The organism is Flavobacterium sp. CF108 (assembly GCF_900129795.1).
Classification (GTDB): Bacteria; Bacteroidota; Bacteroidia; order Flavobacteriales; family Flavobacteriaceae; genus Flavobacterium.
Genome location: NZ_FQWW01000009.1, coordinates 132374 through 153020 on the forward strand (window position 1 = coordinate 132374; position 20647 = coordinate 153020).

The 20647-nt window shown below is 31.7% G+C and carries 16 protein-coding genes; 8 read left to right on the top strand and 8 right to left on the bottom strand.

The window, feature by feature from the left end; all coding sequences use genetic code 11:
* Positions 1-18: 18 nt before the first annotated feature.
* The 4 genes from BUE10_RS21410 to BUE10_RS21425 all read left to right on the top strand — a co-directional run bounded on the left by BUE10_RS21410 (position 19) and on the right by BUE10_RS21425 (position 2917).
* Complete coding sequence (locus tag BUE10_RS21410) at positions 19-387, top strand: hypothetical protein (RefSeq protein ID WP_073488858.1); 369 nt, start codon at positions 19-21, stop codon at positions 385-387.
* Positions 388-407: 20 nt separating this feature from the next.
* A complete protein-coding gene (locus BUE10_RS21415; protein ID WP_073488859.1) occupies positions 408-1154 on the top strand; it encodes a hypothetical protein in 747 nt (248 codons plus the stop codon).
* A gap of 83 nt (positions 1155-1237) precedes the next feature.
* Complete coding sequence (locus BUE10_RS21420) at positions 1238-1918, top strand: metal-dependent hydrolase (RefSeq protein WP_073488861.1); 681 nt, start codon at positions 1238-1240, stop codon at positions 1916-1918.
* Between the two features lie 150 nt (positions 1919-2068).
* The gene (locus BUE10_RS21425) at positions 2069-2917 is read left to right on the top strand and encodes an alpha/beta fold hydrolase (RefSeq protein ID WP_073488863.1); all 849 of its coding nucleotides are present in this window, start codon (positions 2069-2071) and stop codon (positions 2915-2917) included.
* 125 nt (positions 2918-3042) lie between these two features.
* On the opposite strand, the gene BUE10_RS21430 is transcribed toward BUE10_RS21425, so the two are convergent.
* Positions 3043-3831 carry a zinc-dependent peptidase gene (locus BUE10_RS21430; protein WP_073488865.1) on the bottom strand — a complete coding sequence of 263 codons (789 nt, stop codon included), beginning with the start codon at positions 3829-3831 and terminating at the stop codon, positions 3043-3045.
* Between the two features lie 117 nt (positions 3832-3948).
* Here BUE10_RS21430 and BUE10_RS21435 point away from each other — a divergent pair, with 117 nt between their 5' ends.
* The 4 genes from BUE10_RS21435 to BUE10_RS21450 all read left to right on the top strand — a co-directional run bounded on the left by BUE10_RS21435 (position 3949) and on the right by BUE10_RS21450 (position 13582).
* Positions 3949-4551 carry a dihydrofolate reductase family protein gene (locus BUE10_RS21435; protein WP_073488867.1) on the top strand — a complete coding sequence of 201 codons (603 nt, stop codon included), beginning with the start codon at positions 3949-3951 and terminating at the stop codon, positions 4549-4551.
* A 222-nt stretch (positions 4552-4773) separates the two neighbouring features.
* The gene (locus BUE10_RS21440) at positions 4774-6387 is read left to right on the top strand and encodes a tetratricopeptide repeat protein (protein ID WP_073488869.1); all 1614 of its coding nucleotides are present in this window, start codon (positions 4774-4776) and stop codon (positions 6385-6387) included.
* A 367-nt stretch (positions 6388-6754) separates the two neighbouring features.
* Positions 6755-12880, top strand: a complete 6126-nt coding sequence (locus BUE10_RS21445) for a M4 family metallopeptidase (RefSeq protein ID WP_083598243.1) — start codon at positions 6755-6757, stop codon at positions 12878-12880.
* Between the two features lie 60 nt (positions 12881-12940).
* Positions 12941-13582, top strand: coding sequence for a porin family protein (locus BUE10_RS21450; RefSeq protein ID WP_073488873.1), 642 nt, complete (start codon positions 12941-12943; stop codon positions 13580-13582).
* A 216-nt stretch (positions 13583-13798) separates the two neighbouring features.
* Here BUE10_RS21450 and BUE10_RS21455 read toward each other — a convergent pair whose 3' ends face one another.
* The 7 genes from BUE10_RS21455 to BUE10_RS21485 form a co-directional block, all read right to left on the bottom strand.
* Complete coding sequence (locus BUE10_RS21455; protein WP_159439080.1) at positions 13799-15316, bottom strand: sulfatase-like hydrolase/transferase; 1518 nt, start codon at positions 15314-15316, stop codon at positions 13799-13801.
* 215 nt (positions 15317-15531) lie between these two features.
* Positions 15532-15906: a 6-pyruvoyl trahydropterin synthase family protein gene (locus BUE10_RS21460; protein WP_073488877.1), complete on the bottom strand. Its 375-nt coding sequence runs from the start codon at positions 15904-15906 to the stop codon at positions 15532-15534.
* Between the two features lie 15 nt (positions 15907-15921).
* Positions 15922-16869, bottom strand: coding sequence for an MDR/zinc-dependent alcohol dehydrogenase-like family protein (locus BUE10_RS21465; RefSeq protein ID WP_073488879.1), 948 nt, complete (start codon positions 16867-16869; stop codon positions 15922-15924).
* Between the two features lie 3 nt (positions 16870-16872).
* Positions 16873-17766, bottom strand: a complete 894-nt coding sequence (locus BUE10_RS21470; protein ID WP_073488881.1) for a RibD family protein — start codon at positions 17764-17766, stop codon at positions 16873-16875.
* Position 17767: 1 nt separating this feature from the next.
* Positions 17768-19177, bottom strand: coding sequence for a lipopolysaccharide biosynthesis protein (locus BUE10_RS23955; protein WP_073488883.1), 1410 nt, complete (start codon positions 19175-19177; stop codon positions 17768-17770).
* On the bottom strand, positions 19174-19947 hold the full coding sequence (locus BUE10_RS21480; RefSeq protein ID WP_073488885.1) for a class I SAM-dependent methyltransferase: 774 nt from the start codon (positions 19945-19947) through the stop codon (positions 19174-19176). The genes BUE10_RS23955 and BUE10_RS21480 overlap by 4 nt, the downstream gene beginning before the upstream one ends.
* Before the next feature lies 1 nt (position 19948).
* The gene (locus BUE10_RS21485) at positions 19949-20644 is read right to left on the bottom strand and encodes a class I SAM-dependent methyltransferase (RefSeq protein ID WP_159439081.1); all 696 of its coding nucleotides are present in this window, start codon (positions 20642-20644) and stop codon (positions 19949-19951) included.
* Positions 20645-20647 lie beyond the last annotated feature (3 nt).

The following is a 20647-nucleotide window of genomic DNA, read 5'->3' on the forward strand; positions in this document are numbered from 1 at the left end:
AATTCAATTTTGTTATATATGAAAGATTTTAATCCAGATGATTTTCCTAAAAATTTAAGTGAAGAGGAAATTCAGAATCTGACTGAACTAGCAATTAAAAACCCTATTGGTGAAATATGGAAACAAATTACAGCCAGATTAACACCTGAACAAAAAATTAGAATTAACAGAAATATTGAAAGAAAAGACTATCCTGAATCAGAAAAATTAGCTTCTTTTCAAAAAAAATCAATGGACGATGAAACATGGGAAAGATTAATAAAAGAGCAGGAAGCAAATAAATTTTACGGAAATATGGGACAGCCGGAAACTCCTTTAGAATTTAAAAACAGGTATGGAGGATGGCCGTCAGGATTTGACGAAACCAGATCTGAAAATAATAGTTGATTGATTCTTGTTTACATTTTATGAGAATAGATACCAAAGAAATAAAGATTGAAAATTATGACATTTTCACGTACCGAAGAATTAGGCGGGCAATTGGTTATTTAGGATTTTTACTGCCTATATTTTTAGTTGGATTTTCTTTAATTCCCTTTTTTCAAACCAAAGTACAGCCTTCTGTCAGTCATTATTATTACACAAATTTGAGGGAAATTTTTACCGGAACTTTGTGTGCCGTAGGTTTATTCTTGATTCGGTACAAAGGCCAGGGAAATAAATCAATTTTCAAAAACGATAATTTACTTACCAATATTGCCGGAATTATGGCAATTGGCGTTGCCTTGGTTCCCACAAATCCCGAAAACATTTCACAAAAAATCTATACCATTATTCCATTAACAGAGAAATGGCTCGGCTGGCTGCATTATGGTTTTGCAGCACTGCTTTTTTTGATATTGGCTTTACTTGCCATTAATGTTTTTACCATTACTCAGGAAAAATATATCGAAACGCCTAAAAGCATTTTAAACGAAAATAATATTTACAGAACCTGTGGTTATATTATTTTGGTTTCTGTTGTTTTGGTCCCGGTTTCAGAGAGTTTAAAACTGTTTTCTTATTCTACTCTGGTTTTTGAAGCGCTGGCTCTTTTTGCATTTGGAACTGCTTGGCTTATCAAGGGACGTGCATTAGGTGATCAAGGTAAAATTGGACAAAAATTATATCAGGAAAACAATCCTGTTGATACTGAAAAAGTATTCGAAGAATAATGGCGGATTCAGAGTAAATTCTGCTGGTATATTTTTTGGATATTAAACAACTTAACTGTTATAAATTCTAAAATCTATATATCATGAAACTTACTTATTACGGACATTCTTGTTTTTCTGTTTATGCAAATGGAAAACATCTTCTCTTTGACCCTTTTATTACGCCAAACGAATTAGCAAAACACATTAACGTCGACGAAATAAAGGCCGATTATATTTTTATTTCGCATGCGCATTACGATCATATCCTGGATGTAGAAAGAATTGCAAAAAACACCGGGGCAAAGGTTTTGGGGAATTTTGAAATTTACAACTGGCTCTTAAAAAACGGAATCGAAAATGCGCACCCAATTAATCCAGGCGGAAAATTCAGTTTTGATTTTGGAACTGTAAAATGTGTAATCGCACAGCATCCCAGCAGTTTTATGGATGGAACTTATGGCGGAATTGCAACTGGTTTTGTACTTACAACTGTTGACGGAAATTTCTACTACAGCGGCGACACAGCCTTAACTTTAGATATGAAACTGGTTCCGAAATTTACCAAACTTGATTTTGCCGTTTTCCCAATTGGCGACGGATTAACAATGGGAATTGAAGAAGCTATTGAAGCTTCAAAACTGGTTGAAGTCGATAAAATATTGGGCGTTCATTATGACACTTTTGGTTTTATCAAAATGGATCATGAAAAAGCTTTAAGTGATTTTAAAAATGCAAATCTCCATCTTTATTTACCTAAAATTGGTGATACAATCGAGATATGATATTTTCTATATTTCGTAAAAACACATCTTTTTAGCGAAATAAAAATAGGACGATAATTACTCAAATCCTGTAAAGGTTTGATTTGCGAATAAATTTTCAAAGGCATTAAAATTGTTTAGTAATTCATTATTAACCAAAAACTTAAAGCAATGAGCACAAAAATAGACGCTTCAAATTCAGAAACTCAATTTGCCGAACTTTCAGGCCGAACAATCGCTTACAGATCAATTGGCGAAGGAAATCCAATTATTTTAATTAACCGCTTTAGAGGAATACTTGATACCTGGGATCCGTTATTTTTAGATCTTCTTGCAGAAAAACATCAGGTTATTACTTTTGATTATTCGGGAATTGGATATTCAACAGGAACACTTCCTACAGATATTAAAGAAGTTGCTAAAGATGTAAAAGATCTTGCCGACTTCTTAAAAATCAAAAGCGCCATTTTAATGGGCTGGTCGTATGGCGGATTGGTCACACAAGCCGCAACACACCAATATCCCGAATTGGCGACACATACAATATTGTTAGGAACTGGCCCAATAGGAAAAAGAGTTGTACCGCTCGAACAATCTTTTCTGGATCATGCTTTAAAACCAATAAATGATTTTGAAGATGAAGTTATACTTTTCTTCGAACCAGAGTCTGAAGAAAGCAGAAAAGCAGCAAAAGCTTCTCACGACCGAATTGCTAAAAGAATTGATGTTTCTAAAATTCCTTCTACAATGGAGACTTTTCAATTGTATTTTGCCGGAGGCGAAGGCGCTGCCGAAGATAAAGACAATTTTAGAGATAAATTAAAAACGACTAAAACACCCATTTTAATAATTTCCGGAGATCACGACACTAGTTTTGCTGTAGAAAATTGGTATCCGCTGACCAAACAGCTTCCAACATCACAGTTAATTGTCCTGCCGCAAACAGGGCATGCTCCTCAGCATCAAAATATTCCACTGGTAGTAAATTACATCGATAATTTTTTACAGAACACGAAATAGATTTCCGGAAGTTTCTTTTGAAAACAAGTGCCCTAGCCCAGACAGAAACGGCATCCTTTTGTGGTGGGGTTCACCACAAAAGATATAGTGTATGGCTGGATTAGCTTCTAAAAATTAAGAAGCATTTAAGCTTCTTCTTTAAAGTTAATCATAGCTTTTACATGTTCATATAACTTCGGGAATTCTTTTTTAAAGATTTCCGGAGTTTCAAAAAAATGTTCGAAAATCACGGCAAGGAATTCAAATTTATTGGTATAGGCGTAATCTCTAAAATAGTGTTTTTCTTTTAGTTGATTCTTCAAATCTTCGTTATCAAAATACTTTTCAATTTCGGTAAATTCATCATAGAAAATAACGGCTCCCGGATCTGAGCTTTTTCTGGAATAAAAATGCAGCACATGTCCAAACTCATGAAGTCCGAGGTTGATATTGTCTTTTGTTTGATGTCCGCTCAAAAAATCCTCCCACGAAAAAACCACTGCTTTCATTCTTGGATTATATTCTCCTTTATGATATTCCTGATTTATGGTTGAATAATATACTGAGGGATAAATAATAATGTTGTCAAATAATTCGAACAAATAATTTCGCATTCCAAAAGTGAGCATTACATAAGTTCCGGCAATAATTAGTTTCATTTCCTGAGTAACTTCAATTTCTTTTCCGATGAAATTATAACGCTTAATAAAGCTTTTTACACGATGTTCAAAGTAGCTTTTCTTTTTATCGGATAAGTTTAGGTAATAAGGAAATTCCTCGCGCAGAATTGTTTTATCAAAACCGTTTAACTTATTTAAAACAGGATACCAAAAGATATATAAGGGTTTATTAAAAAACAGTAAGTAAGCAGGTTCAATAATCCTGAATATGATTATTAAAAGAAAAAAAACTACAAGCAAAAAGAGAAAAAACATAGTTTATGAAACAGAAAACTTTGTTGATCTCTGCGTTGCTAAAATATAAAATTGGAATTATATATATTTTATTTTACTACAGTTTATTAAATTTACGAAACACAAAACCAATATATTATGAGAAAAATAATTGTTTTGTCAATGATTTCGTTAGATGGCGTAATGCAGGCTCCGGGCGGGCCAAAAGAGGATAAATCAGATGGATTCAAATTTGGCGGCTGGACTGCTCCGTTTGGCGACGAAGTTTATAGTAAAGCTGTAACAAATGAACTAAAACCTGCCGATTATCTTTTAGGAAGAAAAACTTTTGAAATTTGGGAAGAGTACTGGCCCAAAAACAAAGAATTTTGGACGGGAATTAATGAAGGCAATAAATACATTTTCTCGAAAACCAGAAAAAAATCAGACTGGAAAAACTCTAATTTCATCAAAAGCCTAGCTGATATAAAGAAACTCAAAGAATCTGAAGGTTTAGACATTCAGGTTTGGGGAAGCAGCGAACTTATTCATTTATTATTGAAAAATGATTTAGCAGATGAACTCCGGTTAAAAATTCATCCCTTATTGCTTGGCAAAGGAAAAAGGTTGTTTGATAATACTGCACATCCGTCGGGATTTACCTTAACGGAAAGTACTGTAACTACAACCGGTGTCATTTTAGTCAGTTATAAACGAGCTGGAGAAGTAGAAACAGGAAATGCTGGAGAAACAATTAAATAATCATATTTTATAAATTTAAAATATATACAAAACATGATGAATAAAAATAATGCACCTGAAATCAAACCTGTTTCTTTACGAAACAGGTTTTTTTGCTTAATACATATTTACTAAATAAATTATAAGTAACATTTTATAATAATAAATTTTGATTTTTAAATTTTATAGTATTAATCTTATTTTTTTATTTAAATTTGAGATTAATCATTCAGAATTTATTATATGAGGTTACGAATATTTTTATTGTTCTTTTTTATTATTCCATTAAACATTCATTCTCAATCTTCAACAAAAGAAATCATTGATAGTTTAAATAGTATAAACGATCATGAGAAAAAAGCAGTATTGTGCAGCAAAATTGCATTAAAACTTCAAGATTCTGACTGGGACAGAGCCATAAAATATATAGAGCTGGCTGAAACTGAAGCAAAAAAAACAGAAAAATCAGAACTAACTCTGGCTCAGGTTTATATTACTGCTGCTAAAATGTATTCGTCAAAAGAGGTTTTAGATATTGCTTTACAATATTATTTAAAAGCCCATGATATTTACAAAAACAATGACAATCCAGAGGAAACAGCCAAAGTAGAAAACAATCTCGCGATTATTTACAGCCAGGGGAAAAATAAAGAAAAAGCATTACAATATTTTTTAAAAGTATATCGCTATCAAAAATTAAAAAATGACCCTGTCAAACTTGTAAAAATTTTAAATAATCTGGGTACTAATTATTTAAGCAAAAATTTAGACTCTTCTTTATATTACTATCATAAAGCCCGTGCAATTAACCAAACCATAAATAATGATGATTTAAAAATATATGTCTGTACCAATTTAGCAAGAACTTATGCGCTAAAAAGGGATAATGCAAATGCTGGTTATTATTTTAATAAAGCCTTTTTTTTAGTAAAAAATACAGGCAATAATTTAGTTAAGGTATTTGTTTATGAATCTTTTGCTGATTATAATTTAAACGAAAAAAAATATGATACCGCAATCCTAAATGCAAAAAAGGGACTGGAATTATGCAGGGAAAACGAATATAGTATTTCGGGTTTAAACCTTAACAAAATACTCTATCAGGTATATATAAATAAACAGGATTATAAAAATGCTGTTTTCTATTTTCAGAAATACAATACTATAAACGATAGCATACATATTGAAGAAAAAGCAATAAATCTGGAGAAAATTAAACTTGAACAAGAATATAAAGTTCGCAGCCAGATAAAATCACTTATTGAGCAAAAAAAAACGTTCAAATACTTTATAATTGGATTGATATTAATGTTAGGCACATTAGTTTTAATTATTCTCTTAATAAAATACCGAAAAACAAATATTAAAAATCAGCTGGAAAAAGAGAAACTAAGAACAAAAATGAAGGTGTTAAGTCAAAATCTGGACGCTAAAAACAAAGTTCTTATAGGAAAAGCAATGTCAGAAATACATCGTACAGACAGTATTAATGAAATCCTAAGCGATCTAAAAAAGATAAAGCTCAAAGCTGTTAGTAAAGAAACACAGCAGGCTATTGATTTAGTTTTAAAGCGTTTGGAAAAAAACTTAAATACAAATAGCTGGCAGGAATTTGAAATAAGTTTTGAACAAGTCCATAAATCCTTTTTTTACAAATTAATAGTCGATTACCCTTCTCTTACCCCAAAAGATCGCAGATTATGCGCTCTTTTATACCTCGATTTAACTACAAAAGAAATCTCTCAAATTACAGGGCAGTCTTTTAAATCAATCGAAAATGCCCGCACCAGACTACGCAAAAAGTTTGATTTAACTAACGAAAAAGTAAACCTCTCTACTTATCTAAATACATTATAGCTCAATTTAAACAAACATAAAACCCAAACTAACCACCTGATTTAGTTTGGGTTATTTTTTATTGAGTGTTTTTTGGGTGGTATTTGTTTACTTGCGAGTGTTTTTGTAATAGTGCTTTTTTTCAAAAAAATATACGTCTGTTCTATATTTACTAAATCGATTAAAAGAAAAAAAACTTCCACAAGTTTATTCCATTTTTCAGAAGAACCAGTTACCAAAAAGATTAACCTCCTGAAAATTCTGAAAAATTACAAAAATCAACCCCAAGTTGATTTTTAAATCTGCGTCTATAGTTTCCCTATAAACTATTATTCAGCGCAATTATTATTAACCAACAAACTATAGTATTAATTTAAATTTAAAAGAAATGAACCACATTTACTTAAAAGTCAGGCATTTGTTTATTTTGTTGAGTTTTTTTACCTGTTCTGTAGTAACAGCACAGTCAATTTTTCAAAATACAAATAAAAGTAACACAAGTACGGCGGCAACGTCTGTTACAAATAATACAGAAGAAAAAAATGTAAAGAAATCAAATTCAAGTCTAGGCAATGATGCAGATAATCTTTTCGCTCAAAAAGAAGAAAAGGTAAATGGCACTGAACTTTCTGCAGCAGAAAGCGAAGCTGTCAAAAAACAAGCACAACAAAGCCAAAAATTATTTGAAAAAAAACTTGTAGGTCCTGCTGGCAAAACGCAAGATTCAGTCAGCGTAAAAGTTAAATCATTTGCCAAGTCCTCCAATTTAACTGTAAAAAATATATTTGAGGTTAAAAAGAAAGACTTTGATTTAACAGAATCTGATAAAATGCAGTTAAAATCAATTTCTAATAATCATGGCAGAGTCCTTGCTACTTATCAACAGCTGCACAATTCAATTCCGGTTGAAGGAGCCATTTACAAGGTTAGGGAAAATAAAACCAAAATTGATGCCTTTGGATCTGCTGCTAAAAAATTGCCTGCAAACAGCAATTATAAAATAAGTGCGGCAGCTGCTTTACAAAATGCGCTTAAAACCGTAAATGCCAAGCAATATATTTGGGAGAGTAAAAAATTAGGTTCTATCCTTAATAAAAAAATAAGTACAAAACCACAGGGCGAACTCGTGTATGTTGGTCCTGAATTTTCTTCTCAATTAGCAGAATACCATCTGGCGTGGAAATTTGATATTTATGCGACCAATCCGCAATCCAGCCAGACCATCTATATAGACGCTAACTCCGGAAAAACAATATTAACCTTAGATCTAAATCGTGATGTTAATCTTCCGGGGCAAAGTCCGGGTAAAGGAAAGGCACGATATGCTGGTGATGTAACTTTTAATACGAAACAATATTCTGATGGTTACAGACTAGAAGCCATACAAGGAAAATATAAAGTTCCCATTTTTACTTTAAATATGAATCATGCCAACCGCGCATCAGATGAAGTAATTACAGAGTTTATCGATGAAGACAATATTTGGAACGAACTTTATAATAAAAATCATGACGAAGCTGCAATAGATATTCACTGGGGCATGCAAAAAACCGTTGATTATTATGCTGAAAAATTTAACCGAAATAGTGTTGATAACAACGGAATGGAAGTTATTGGTCTTGCGCATTTAGGCACTAATGTCGAAAATGCGGCATGGACTGGCGGCTGGGCACAATTTGGTGACGGAAACAATAACTCGCCTTTTGTTGGCCTGGGTATTACCGCACATGAACTAACGCATGCTGTAACACAGTTTTCTGCCGGTTTAATATATCAGGGAGAATCGGGTGCTATAAACGAATCTTTCAGCGATATTTTTGGTGTATCTGTTGAATTTTATGTTGGAAAAGATACCAAAGAAAACATTTGGATGCTGGGTAACGAAATGTATAAACATGGAAGCATGAGGAATATGTCGAATCCAAAAGCACAAAATCAGCCCGACACTTACGGTGGAGAAAACTGGGCAAATCCATTAAACACTACTTTAGATAACGGGGGCGTACATATTAACAGCGGTATTACAAATTATTGGTTTTATCTTTTATGCGAAGGCGGACAAGGCGTAAACGATCTAAATAACAACTATGATGTAAAAGCTATTGGCCTGGCCAAGGCAGAGAAAATTGCTTACATAACCCTTACCGAATATTTATCTCCTTCTTCGAATTTTAACGATATGCGCCAGGCAACTTTAATGGCTGTAGAAGATTTATACGGATTAAATTCTGAAGAATACAAACAAGTAACTAATGCATGGTATGCAATTGGTGTTGGAGCTCCATTTACAGAAAAACAAATCACACTGGTTTCTGTTCAAAAACCTACAGTTATTTGCGGCCCATTAAAAGGCGATGAACCTTTTTACGTTACAATTAAAAATACAGGATCTGTTATTATTAAAGCAAATGAAAGCTTAAAATATAAATTAAGATTAATGATACCGTCATTTGGCGGCAGGCTAAGGTCTATTTATACTAATGACAGTACTATCAGGTTTGAAAAAGATTTAGCCATAGGCGAAGAAACGACTATTAAAATACAAGATCAGATTCCTTACCAGATAAGTGCCACAACTGTAAACTACGTAGAAGTTAAACTTGACTTTAAACCTATTGAAGAGTTTGGTGTAAAAGATGGGGTTTCTTTTGTTTCTAATATGATAGTGCCTCCTGGTCAAAAAGATTTTGATCTTAAAGTGACAGGACTAAATCTTCCAGAGTATTCAGGCGGAGCACTTTCGGCAAACCATCCGTTAGCTGTTACTGTTTATAATCTGGGCTGTCAGGATATACCAGCAGGTTCTCCAATAAAAATAGGATATCATAATACGCTTCAGCAAAATGAAATTATCTGGAAAGAAATTACATTAGAAACGGCTCTAAAAATGAATTCAGAAATGACAATTCCTTTTGGTGTCACTATCGATTTATCTGCAGCCGGCCTGCACACTTATGAAGCTTTTGTAACATACAGCCAAGATCCCGTAACGACAAATAACAGCATAATCAATGCTGTTTATAACGGCAGTATAACGGCGTTTCCATATTACGAAGGTTTTGAAGGAACCCTTGGCGGATGGTATTCAAAATCAATACTTACAAATCAAAAATTTATATGGCAGTCAACTCCTTATTCATTTAGAGATACTAACTCAAAATCTTTATGGGTAACGGTCAACCTTGCTAATTATGGTGAAAGAATGGCTCTTAATGCTGATTTCACATTACAATCGCCAATATTTGATTTTACCAATGTTGCCTTTCCGTATGTTGAGTTTGATATAATTTCTCTATTTCATAAAGGTTATGACGGATTAATTGTTGAGTATTCTGAAGACAATCAAAACTGGCAAAAAGTTACTGGTATCGATTATCCAGAGACAATACATTTTAACAACTTGCTATCTGGGCCTTGGTTTACAGGAATAAACAATGATTTCCAGAAAGCGCCAATAACAGTACATTTAAATGAACTTGCCGGTAAAAAAGGGGCAATTCGTTTCCGCGTAGTTACAGATGACTATTATGATGGATTTTTAGGGGTATTTATAGACAATATTGTTGTAAGTGAAGCTCCTTATGATTTAGAACTTATTGCTGCAAATATAGATGCCGGAACTTGTACTGTTAACAATAATAATGCTACTATAAAAGCTCAAATCATTAATAATTTTGCAACAACAAATGAACTGGTAAATGTTACGGTAAAAATTTTGGATAGTGAACAAAAAGAAGTTTTTGCTAAAACTGAAAAGGCCAAATTAGTTTTTGCTAAATTCAGAGATACTATAACCTACTCTATCCCCAATATTAATTTAAAAAATATAGGTGAAAATACTATTTCGGTTTCTGTTTTTCCTGATCCTGAAAATAAAGACATGAAACCAGGTAATAATTCATTTACTTTTAATTACGATAATTGGAGTAATGCCGATATGAAGGTTTCTGTTCTTCCGTACATAATGGATTTTGAAGATGTTTCTAAATACAAAGGATGGAGAACATCTGAAAACAAAAATAGCGACGGCTGGAAATACGGAACAAATACTGATTTAGATTCTCCGGGATGGCGTATTAAAGAGCATACACATTTTATGGCCAGCAATGATGATAAATGTAATTGTGACTCATCAAACGATATGTTGATTTCTCCTGTATTTGATTTAAGCAATTATAAAGAAGCACACTTAACATTTGATGGTTTTGGAGATGGTGCAGGACTTTCTGACGGATATGTGAAAGTAAGTACAGATGGAGGTAAAAACTGGAACACCATTTTTCAAATGCCTTATATCAATAATTGGATAGAATATCAGGTAGATTTAAGTGCTTATGCAGGAAATCCTTGTGTTCTTTTAGCATTTCAGCATGATGACAATGGATTGTTTGCCAGCGGTTTTGCTGTAGACAATATTCAAATTAAAGACACAGCCGAATATCTGCAATTGTCTAACTTAAGCGTGGCAGAAAATGTATATCAGGATGTACCATCGTATCAATTTTTTGTAAGTGCAAAAAATTTATTCTACAATACAATTGACAAGGTTACAATTGAATATCAAATTACACAAAATGGTAAAACGATAGGAGAACCAATTGTATTAGATAGAAATACTAACTTATTGCAATATCAAACAATTGCTTATCAAATAGACAGGCTGCCAATACTTCCGGCTGGAAATTATGAAATTACAGTAAAATTAATTGTAAACGGGCAGGCAAAAGAAAAAGCAGAAAGTCTTACACAAGCTTTTCAGGTTATGGCAAAAGCGCCAACCTTAGATTTTGAACCTTTTTCAAATTTATCTCAAGGCTCCCTGTTTGGGTCAAAAGGGTTTGTTTCAAATCAAAGCGATGAAAACTACCCATGGCGAGCTGTTGTTCAGCCTGATAATACCTTTTTGACACTGCCAAAAAAAGATCATACCAACGATACTGCTGCAACCATGTTGTACAATCAATTAGAAAATTATTCAACTTATGGAGAATTGGTAACTCCATTATATACCTTATCTGACAAGGCAACAGCATTAGAATTTTATTATGCAATGCAAAGTAATTATCACAATGCTCTTATTGTTGACATTAAAACAAAGGGAGGTGAATGGCAAGAAGTATGGAGAACTTCTAAACAAGGAATTTATGCTGATAAGGAATGGCAAAAAGGAACTGTGAGTTTAAGTAAATATGCGGGTAAATCTGTAATGTTTAGATTTAGACATGCCAAAGCAGCTGGGTATTCTTATATGGTTTTTGATGACTTAAAAGTAATTAATGATCCTCTTTTAGATGTATCTGTTCAAATATTGTCGCCTAAGGATATTTGCGGAGGTTCTGAATTTAAAGTTAAACTAACCAATGAAGGACAAATTGCAATAAAAGAAAACGCTATTCAATTAAATTTAGAATATGCTAATACAGCTGAAACTATTTCAGAGTCTATTGTTACCGAAATTCCGGTTGGTCAAAGCATAGAATATATTTTCAAAAAACAGCCTAAACTTGATACAAGCGGTGATTCTCATGTTTTTAACGTAGTAGCAAAATTAGAGAATGATGCTATTCAATACAATAATGAAGTAAAGAATTATATCTATCAGGAAGTTTCATCAGATTTTAAAATATTTGACAAACCCGTTATATATGGATACGCTGGCAAAAACCTATACATTGATGCGGGAACTAATTTTAACATCAAAAAATTAGATGTTCTTTCCTATCAATGGAATACTGGTGATAGTACAAATGGTATAGAAATAAATAAAGCAGGAGATTATAGTGTAACCGCTATAATGAAAAATGGATGTACGTTAACTGAAACCATAACTGCTGCATTTGATACTTTTGAATCTGAATTAGTAAGTGGGGATATATGCGGCCCAGAAGTTGTTTTGTCTCCGGGTAATTACAAATCATATGAATGGTTTGACGGCTCAACAGACCCTACTTATACTACAACAGAAAGCGGCAATTATTATGTAACTGTTTACAATGAAAATGGTATTGGTAAAATTTTTAATACCAATATTTCTATTCTTGAAAATAACATCGTACCAGAGATTATGGTTGTGGGAGATAAAAAGTTAACTTCTTCAGTCGAAGCAGCTTCATATCAATGGTATTTAAACGACAGACCTATACCAAATGCAACCCAAAAATCTATCATTACGATTTGGGAAGGAAATTACAGCTTACAAATTATAAATAATAACGGCTGTAATAGTGCAATATCAGCACCATTTGATTCAAAAGGTATGATATTGGGCAAAATAACAAAAACGTTTAGAGTATTTCCTAATCCTGTTATAGATAACCTAAATATCTTTTTAGCAGATAAGGCCGAAGGAGAAACACAAATCAAGATTTACACCACAGATGGCAAAACTATGTTTAGTAAAACGTACGCAAATGTACCTTCAAACATAAATGTGAGCGCACTAAGTCACGGGGTTTATATTTTAGAATGCAGTGTACAAGACAAAAAATATACCGCCAAGATTATTAAAAAGTAAAAATAATACAGAGTGGCAGCTCTACTATTCTAGAGCTGCCTATCTAAAAAACAAAATGCAATGAAAAAATCAATGCTAATTTTAAGCGCACTTTTTTTGTGCGTATCAGCTATAGCTCAAGATCAAAAAGTTAAAGTGGGTCTAAAAGCAGGTTTAAATATTTCAACCCTGACTTGCGATGAAAGCGAATTAAATTCATCATCAAAAACCGGATTTACGGCAGGTGCAATGGTCGAAATTCCGTTGACGAAAAGATTTTCGCTTCAACCTGAATTGCTGTACAGCCAACAGGGGACTAAACATTCTTTTTCTGATAAAGATGTAATAATTTCAAACTATAATGGTACTATTGAATTGAATTATTTAAATATTCCCGTTATGCTAAAATATTTTGTACTAAACGGATTAAGCCTTCAAGCGGGGCCTCAAATAGGAATTCTTTTTAATGCTAAAAATAAGTACGAAGACAATTTTTTAGGGTACCAAAATAAGGAAAGTTTTGAACTGACTGATTATTCAAGCGGTATAGATACCTCTGTAAATTTTGGATTGGGCTATCAATTCAAAGATAAATTTTATACTGACTTAAGATATAATATTTCGTATTCGAATGTTTTTAAAGAAAGTGATGTCAATCGTTTTATAAATAATGATATGAAAAATAGAGTTTTTCAAGTCACGATTGGGTATTTTTTTAAATAAGATTATATATTCCATTTTAATTTTTGACAATACCCAATAATACAGTTATAAAAAACGGCCAAATATATTTTATATATTTGGCCGTTTTAGTGAATGCCTTGGTACAAAATTCGAACCTTTTACTGGAACCATTTCTATCCTTATCTTATTGATCTTGTTTTATGATTTATATAAAAACATCTAATCTGACAATATACCTACTGAAATTACATGGCCTTAGACTGAATATTGCTGTAAAAAGCATTCTAGAAATAAGTTTTTTAATTCGTGATGATGGACGATTGGTGTTTTTTCAATATCGACGATGAGGTTATTTGAAAAATTTTTTTGATGCCATAATGCAATAAAATCTTTGTTTTTTGAAATGATATGCACAGGGGTTTTGAACGAGTTTTGGTCGGTTGTTATCATTGGTGGCTGGTGATCTCCGAAAATGACAAAAATAGTATCTTGAGACTCGTTTAAAATTAAGTTTTCAATGGTCTTTAATTGATATTTAATGGCTTCAAAGTAATTATCTTTGTTATTGTTTTTTGGATCTGTTGGTTTGTAATGTTCTAAAGAAGTGGTATTACAGTCTTCCCATTGATCCAAGAGTACTGTGGGGGTATAAAAATCGTAATGAGAATTGAGAGTTTCTACAAAAAAAGCGAGGGGCTTACCCTGGTTCTTTTCTTTCATGATTTGAATTGATCGATTGAGAAAGTACTGATCTGGTGCTGACTCAAAAATAAATGACGGACCTGTATAATTGAGATCTTTGTGGGTAACTACATCTTGTACATCTGCAAATTCTAAAAATTCTTTCCATGGCACTTTTAAATTTTCAAACCCTCCAATTCCTGAAACCAAGAAGGTGTTGTATTGAAATTTTCTTAATACTGTGAAAATGGATTGCACAGGATATTGATCCCTTAGCTGGACTAATTTACGGTATAGGGAATCTGTTTTTATTTGTATCCCTTTGAGAACGGAAAAAAATGCCATCCAAGAGCCTCCGCCGCTTACAGGTGAATTTGATAAAAAACTTGTCGCATGCCATTGGTCACTTTGAATTTTTTGATGTATGGTTTCCAATAGTTGAGTGTATGGCTGGGTATATGCTTCGTTTTCGTATAAAATGGCTCCATAGGATTCCAAGGCTATAAAATAAATGTTAGGACTTTGCTTTAGCGTTTGAACTCGCGATAATATAAGCTTAGTTTTGTTATAAATTTGAGGTATTAAAGCTATCTCGTCCTTTGCTTTTTTACTAAAAAAGATATTAGAACTGATTAAAAATGAAAGAGCCTGAATTCCCATCCCTGAATAGTGTACAAAATTGCTTTCCTCCTGCAAATAAATATAGTTTATACGGCGAAAAAAAAAGTGTCTAAGTGGTATGAATATAATAATTGATGCAAGTATCTGTAATATTATGACATTCGTATTTTGAATTTGTGCAAGCATTATGATGTTTAATTTAATGATGAGGATTAATAAAATTAAAAAAACACCAATACCAAGTAGTAATTGCTTTTTATACCCAGCCCAAGCGATTTTCAAACCTTCTATAATAAGCTGAAAATCAGAAACAATTGCAGGAAAGTTATTATAAATACCATAAATACTATGGTGATAGTAAAATACAATTAAGGTAAGTATATAATATATTTGAAATGGAATAGTTACATATTGAAAATTAATATAATTTTTCAATATTGACAGCAAGAGTATAACTATTGTGAATTCCATGTTTAGTCGAAATATGTCTTTATTCATTCTCCCAAATAGTGCTCTACCTGCTAATCGCAAGCTTTTTCGCCTGAAGATTTGGTCTATAGGTAAAAAAGTTGAGGTTTCTTTATTGAAAAAATACAAAGGAACAAATAGCAAAAAATTAAGTAATAAATAAATAGTAACTGCGATCATATTATTGTTTATTATATATTGTAAGATCTGTCGTTGTATTAATCCTCTTCAAAACCAGCCCAGGCATTGGGGTTTTCTTTTATTGAAATGCTGATTTTGCCTTCAAAATAAGATTTTACTTTTAAGCTTACTTCGTCATAGACATATCGGGCTATAAACTCTGTAGTGGTGAGTTTACCTTTAAAAATATCCAAATCGTCTAAATTTTGATAATCAAGTTTTGACAATATGTCTTTTACTACTTTATGCGCCAGACCAATATCAATTACAACATTATGTTTGTCAAGGTTTGTGGCTTTAAATGTTACGTCTACTACAAACGTTGCTCCATGAACATTTTGTGCCGGTCCAAAAAAGGGATGTTTTAAGGAATGGGCAATCATCATGCTTTCTCTAATTTTTACAAAATACATATTTTTATATTTGGGTTAATATTTTACTATAGTTATGAAATCTTCATTAGGTTTGTTTTTTCTAATTTGATCAAAATAAAGAGGGAGTTCATCAAAAAGAATTGTGTTCGATATAAAAATCTTATAATCTATAGTTTTAAGTAAATGTTCTACTAATTGTTTTCGGGTCAAAAAGCTATAAACTTCTTTTTTTTCATGTGGTATTGAAGATACTTGTGAACTAATAATCTGCAGTCTTTTATAATGAAAATTTCCACCTAATTGCAGTAAAACAGGGTTGTTTCCATACCAGCTTAACTCTATTATTTTTCCTTCTTCAACTGTATGATCGATACAATATTGCAAGCCTTTTTGATTGGCAGATACATTAAATGTAATATCATATTCGAGGTTATTTTCACATAAATCAAACCCAAAGTGTTTTAATTTTTCTTTTTTTACCGGATTTATTTCCTGAACAAATACTGTTGCTCCAATATATTTTTTTATTGTTTGTGCCAACAAAACACCAACGCTTCCGGTACCACAAACTAAAACAATATCTGTTTGTTTTACTTTAGATGTCCAAATGGCATTAATTACTGTTTCAAGATTAGAAAACTGGGTAGCAGCAACAGGATCTATGTCTTCCTGAGAAAAAAAATAACAATCATTATCATTAACTATAATTTGATCTTGATGTGGATGCATAACATGTGCCCATCTTTGATCATCTGTTTCTCCCACTAATGAATAGCCATATTTTATAGGAAAATCAAAACCACCTCCCATATAATTTACTTTCATTTTAGTATAAAGATCTAGGGGTATTTCGCCGTTCGCAACGAGTTTTTCTGTACCTATACTTATTGAAGAATATCTGGTATGCATTTTAACAGCTTGATTTATATTACTAAAATTAAGCTGTTCCGTTTTTATTTCTGATGTGTTTTTATTGTTATGCCAAAATGCCTTTGCTTTCATAAACTATAAATTTGAAACTATCATTATTGCATTTCCTATATTATAATACTTTGGATTATTTAAACATATTGCCTCGTTTAAATCTTGAATTTCCTGTAATTCAATTCCATTTTTACCTGAACCAAATAACATTGGAGCAATATGAAACTCTATTCTTGACAGCATTTTGTGTTCAATAAATCTTCTAATTGTTAAAGCCCCTCCTTCTACAAGAACAGAATGCACACCATTTTGTTTCAAAACTTCTAATAATGATTTTATAGGTATACACTCAGTCCCATCATTGATATTAACTACTTCTACATCGGGAGGCATATGATTATATGACAGGTTTTTGCAACTAAAAAGGTATGTTTTGCCCGGTGTTAAATCTTCAAGTTCCAACGGTGAATTTGCAATTATGGCTTTAATAGGGTTTTTGCCTTTTACATGTCTCACATCAAGCTTTGGTCTATCAATCCTAAATGTATTACCCCCAATAAGTATTGCATCAACCAGTGCTCTTATTCGGTGATTATGAATTAAATTTTCCTGATTACCAATCCATTTAGATTTTCTGGTCACGGTCGCAATTTTACCATCAATAGTTTGTGCTACGTGAACACAGGTGAAAGGTATTTTAGAATGTTTGTTTACTAATATATAGCCCAAATACAGGTTAAAAACATTTTTTAGCTGTTTTGGGAAAGTCTTACCATATAAAACTTCAAAAAAAGCTTCTTTTTCTTTATCAGGATAAAAGCAAATGACTGCCAGATATTCTGATAAAGAGGAACCTGTACTTTTTATTACATTATATTCATAAGTAATGCTCAGCGTTTCTGTTGAGACATCAATACTTTGATAGGTTTCTTTTATGTTTAATAACAGATCCCAATAGGCCGGCTTAACTTTCATATTAGATTATTTTATATGGTTGCCATTGTTTTCTTAATTCTTTTTGATATTTTATCAGAAATATCAAAATAAAAAAACCAAATTGAAGAATAGCTATTGTGGGTGCAAGTGTCGATTTATTCAAAAACAACATCACACTATTTAATAATACAAATAGGCTGACATAAAAATATATCTCTCGACCGGGAAGTATTTTTGCTTGAATAATAGCATAAAAAACACAAACATTCAACAAATTTGAAATTCCAATCGTCATTAGCGCACCATTAATTTTTAGCTGAGGTACTAAAAAATAAAATAGAATTGCCATCAATACTATTTTACCAACTGCAAAATAATTAATCTTTTTAATTTTGTTTTCATACATTAAAATCAATCCTAAAAAACGCAATAAAATTAATGGCAAAAATACTAGAGCTACTATCGGAAAATATAAACTTATACCATTATATTTTGGATGATTTAAAAACCAATGAATATTTATACCAAAAGCTGATAAAAAACTTAATACCATAAGACCGATTAAAAGATAAAAATCCATTTTTTCCTGAACTAACAATTCAAAACCTTCTGTTTTTTTAGAAAGTATCGAAAATAATTCCGGTCTTATTGCATTATCCAGACTATTAAACAGTATAAAAATGGTACTTGAAATGCTTAACAAAACTGAATAACGTACTAAATCTTCAAGTGTCAAAAACTTCTCTATAAAAAATCTGTCTAATTGATTTTCTAAATTATATAATATCAAAAACGGAATAAACGGCAGCGAAAACTGAAGTGCTTCTTTGATAACAGGTTTTGAAAATTCAATTTTAAAAAGCAATCTGTTATTAAAAATAATCAACAAAAACATAAGCAGGTTAGCACAAAGCGAAGAAAGCAAAAACCATAAAAACCCTAATTTAAAAATTTTTATACATAGTATCTGTAAGATTGGTGTAAGCAAAATATTGACAATAAAATATAAGCTATACTTCTTAGCTTCAAATTTATTTTGCAAATAGAGAAAATAGAAGCCATTCAACATGCTGACAAATAGCGATAACATCATTATAAAAGTATAAGGAAAAAACGAAAAATTGTTTTTAAAAACAAAATGAAACAATTGATCGCCGCACAGATACATAACGAGAATCCAAAAGCAAAAAATAATAACCTGAAAATTAAACAAATTCCTAAACAATGCCAGCTGTTTAGGTGTATTATCCGGCTCAAAAAAATAAATATGTCTAAACGCCTGATCTACTTTTAAGTTTAAAATTATAGAAAATATTGCAAAAAAAGCATTGGATAATGACAATATTGCATACTCATTTATAGTTAGGTATTTTAAAAACACAGGTAATAAAACAAAACTAATGATGGGCGGCAGAATACCTAAAAACGTATATATTAATGTATGCTTCATTCTTGTTTTGTTATTATAATTAATTGATATTTCATTGTTTTTTTTGCGTACAATTTATCAAGTAACAATCCGCCTTTAAAAAGCTTTTTAAGCATTGATTTACGTCTTAATAATTTAAAAAACAGAAGCTGCATATTGATTTTAAACAAAGACTTTTTAGGCATAAAATGTGTTAAATCTTCCCGTTCTAATGTAAATTTATGCGGCATGCCGGAGAAATGAGACAATGCAAATAAAAAATTCAAATTCCAATCAGACATAAAAGCCTCACATGCTGCTGTTGTAATTTTGCCTTCAAAAAAATCATCAACAATGATTAACTTACCATTCGGCTTTAACCCGTTTAATAATGCATTAAAATCTTTATCAAAGTCTAAAGAGTGTTTAAGTGATTCTACACAAAAAATTAAATCATAATTACAAGATGCTGTATTTTCAAAATTGCTGACTTTAAAATCAACATTATCAAAATGATATTTATTTTTATTGCGATCAGCACTTTCTATTTCTAAATTGCTAACGCTGATTCCTGTGATTTTTGCGGCATTGTTTTTTGCAAAAAGTAAACTGCCGAAGCCCACACCACAGCCAGCATCTAAGATATGTTTATTTTTTATATCGATTTTTGAAACCAAAAATTCATAAATATCATTAAACATTCCCCCAAAATCTAACCGTTTATGAATTGGATATTCACCATCGGATTTTAGTTTAGCTTCAATTTCAAAAAGAGCATTATATAATTGCGTTATGTCGGTTGGTGTATTCAAATTAATTCTTCTTCAAAATGAAAATAAATTCATTGGCATATTGTAATGGTGTAAAACTGTTTTGTTTGTTTTTGTAACCAGTAAATTTACCAAAAGTCAAAATCTGTAATATGCGCATTATTGGCCATTGATCCGGGATACAGCTTATAATTTCAAGCTGTTGCTGCTCAAATAAAGTTTTCCATTGCTGATAATTTTTTGCGTCCTGATGTCCTTTTTTATTAACTGCAAAAAAAAGTTTTTTAGTAAACAACCAGCGCCAGGAATTAGAATTCCTTACCATAAAACAAATTCTGGAATCAGCAGTTGTAACTCTTTTAATATCTTGTAACACTTTATCTTTATCAAGCATTCGCTCTAAAGATCCCAGACAGGTAACAAAATCAAACATGTTATCATCAAAAGGAAGGGCTTCGGCATTAGCTTCTACAATTACAGCTTCCGGCAGTTTCAATTTTGCTTTTTCTACTGCCACACTAGAAATATCAACACCGCTGCATTCTGCTTTATAATCTAATCCTATTTCTAACATTCTGCCCAATCCACAAGCAACATCGAGAAATTTTGCATCAGGTTTAATCTGAAGCAGTTCAGCAAAAATATAATACGCCTCTTTCGGCCGAAGATACATTTCACCTCTTGTTAAATACGTTTTATCAAACCAAGTTTTAATTGTTTGCTGCTGATTTTCAATCATTTT

What these genes read in the sequence shown, in the direction of transcription:
- BUE10_RS21445 (WP_083598243.1), top strand. Translation starts at nt 6,755, where the DNA reads ATGAACCACATTTACTTAAAAGTCAGGCATTTGTTTATTTTGTTGAGT.
- BUE10_RS21470 (WP_073488881.1), bottom strand. Translation starts at nt 17,766, where the DNA reads ATGAAAGTTAAGCCGGCCTATTGGGATCTGTTATTAAACATAAAAGAA.
- BUE10_RS21460 (WP_073488877.1), bottom strand. Translation starts at nt 15,906, where the DNA reads ATGTATTTTGTAAAAATTAGAGAAAGCATGATGATTGCCCATTCCTTA.
- BUE10_RS21415 (WP_073488859.1), top strand. Translation starts at nt 408, where the DNA reads ATGAGAATAGATACCAAAGAAATAAAGATTGAAAATTATGACATTTTC.
- BUE10_RS21410 (WP_073488858.1), top strand. Translation starts at nt 19, where the DNA reads ATGAAAGATTTTAATCCAGATGATTTTCCTAAAAATTTAAGTGAAGAG.
- BUE10_RS21485 (WP_159439081.1), bottom strand. Translation starts at nt 20,644, where the DNA reads ATGATTGAAAATCAGCAGCAAACAATTAAAACTTGGTTTGATAAAACG.
- BUE10_RS21440 (WP_073488869.1), top strand. Translation starts at nt 4,774, where the DNA reads ATGAGGTTACGAATATTTTTATTGTTCTTTTTTATTATTCCATTAAAC.
- BUE10_RS23955 (WP_073488883.1), bottom strand. Translation starts at nt 19,177, where the DNA reads ATGAAGCATACATTAATATATACGTTTTTAGGTATTCTGCCGCCCATC.
- BUE10_RS21425 (WP_073488863.1), top strand. Translation starts at nt 2,069, where the DNA reads ATGAGCACAAAAATAGACGCTTCAAATTCAGAAACTCAATTTGCCGAA.
- BUE10_RS21430 (WP_073488865.1), bottom strand. Translation starts at nt 3,831, where the DNA reads ATGTTTTTTCTCTTTTTGCTTGTAGTTTTTTTTCTTTTAATAATCATA.
- BUE10_RS21420 (WP_073488861.1), top strand. Translation starts at nt 1,238, where the DNA reads ATGAAACTTACTTATTACGGACATTCTTGTTTTTCTGTTTATGCAAAT.
- BUE10_RS21450 (WP_073488873.1), top strand. Translation starts at nt 12,941, where the DNA reads ATGAAAAAATCAATGCTAATTTTAAGCGCACTTTTTTTGTGCGTATCA.
- BUE10_RS21455 (WP_159439080.1), bottom strand. Translation starts at nt 15,316, where the DNA reads ATGGAATTCACAATAGTTATACTCTTGCTGTCAATATTGAAAAATTAT.
- BUE10_RS21465 (WP_073488879.1), bottom strand. Translation starts at nt 16,869, where the DNA reads ATGAAAGCAAAGGCATTTTGGCATAACAATAAAAACACATCAGAAATA.
- BUE10_RS21435 (WP_073488867.1), top strand. Translation starts at nt 3,949, where the DNA reads ATGAGAAAAATAATTGTTTTGTCAATGATTTCGTTAGATGGCGTAATG.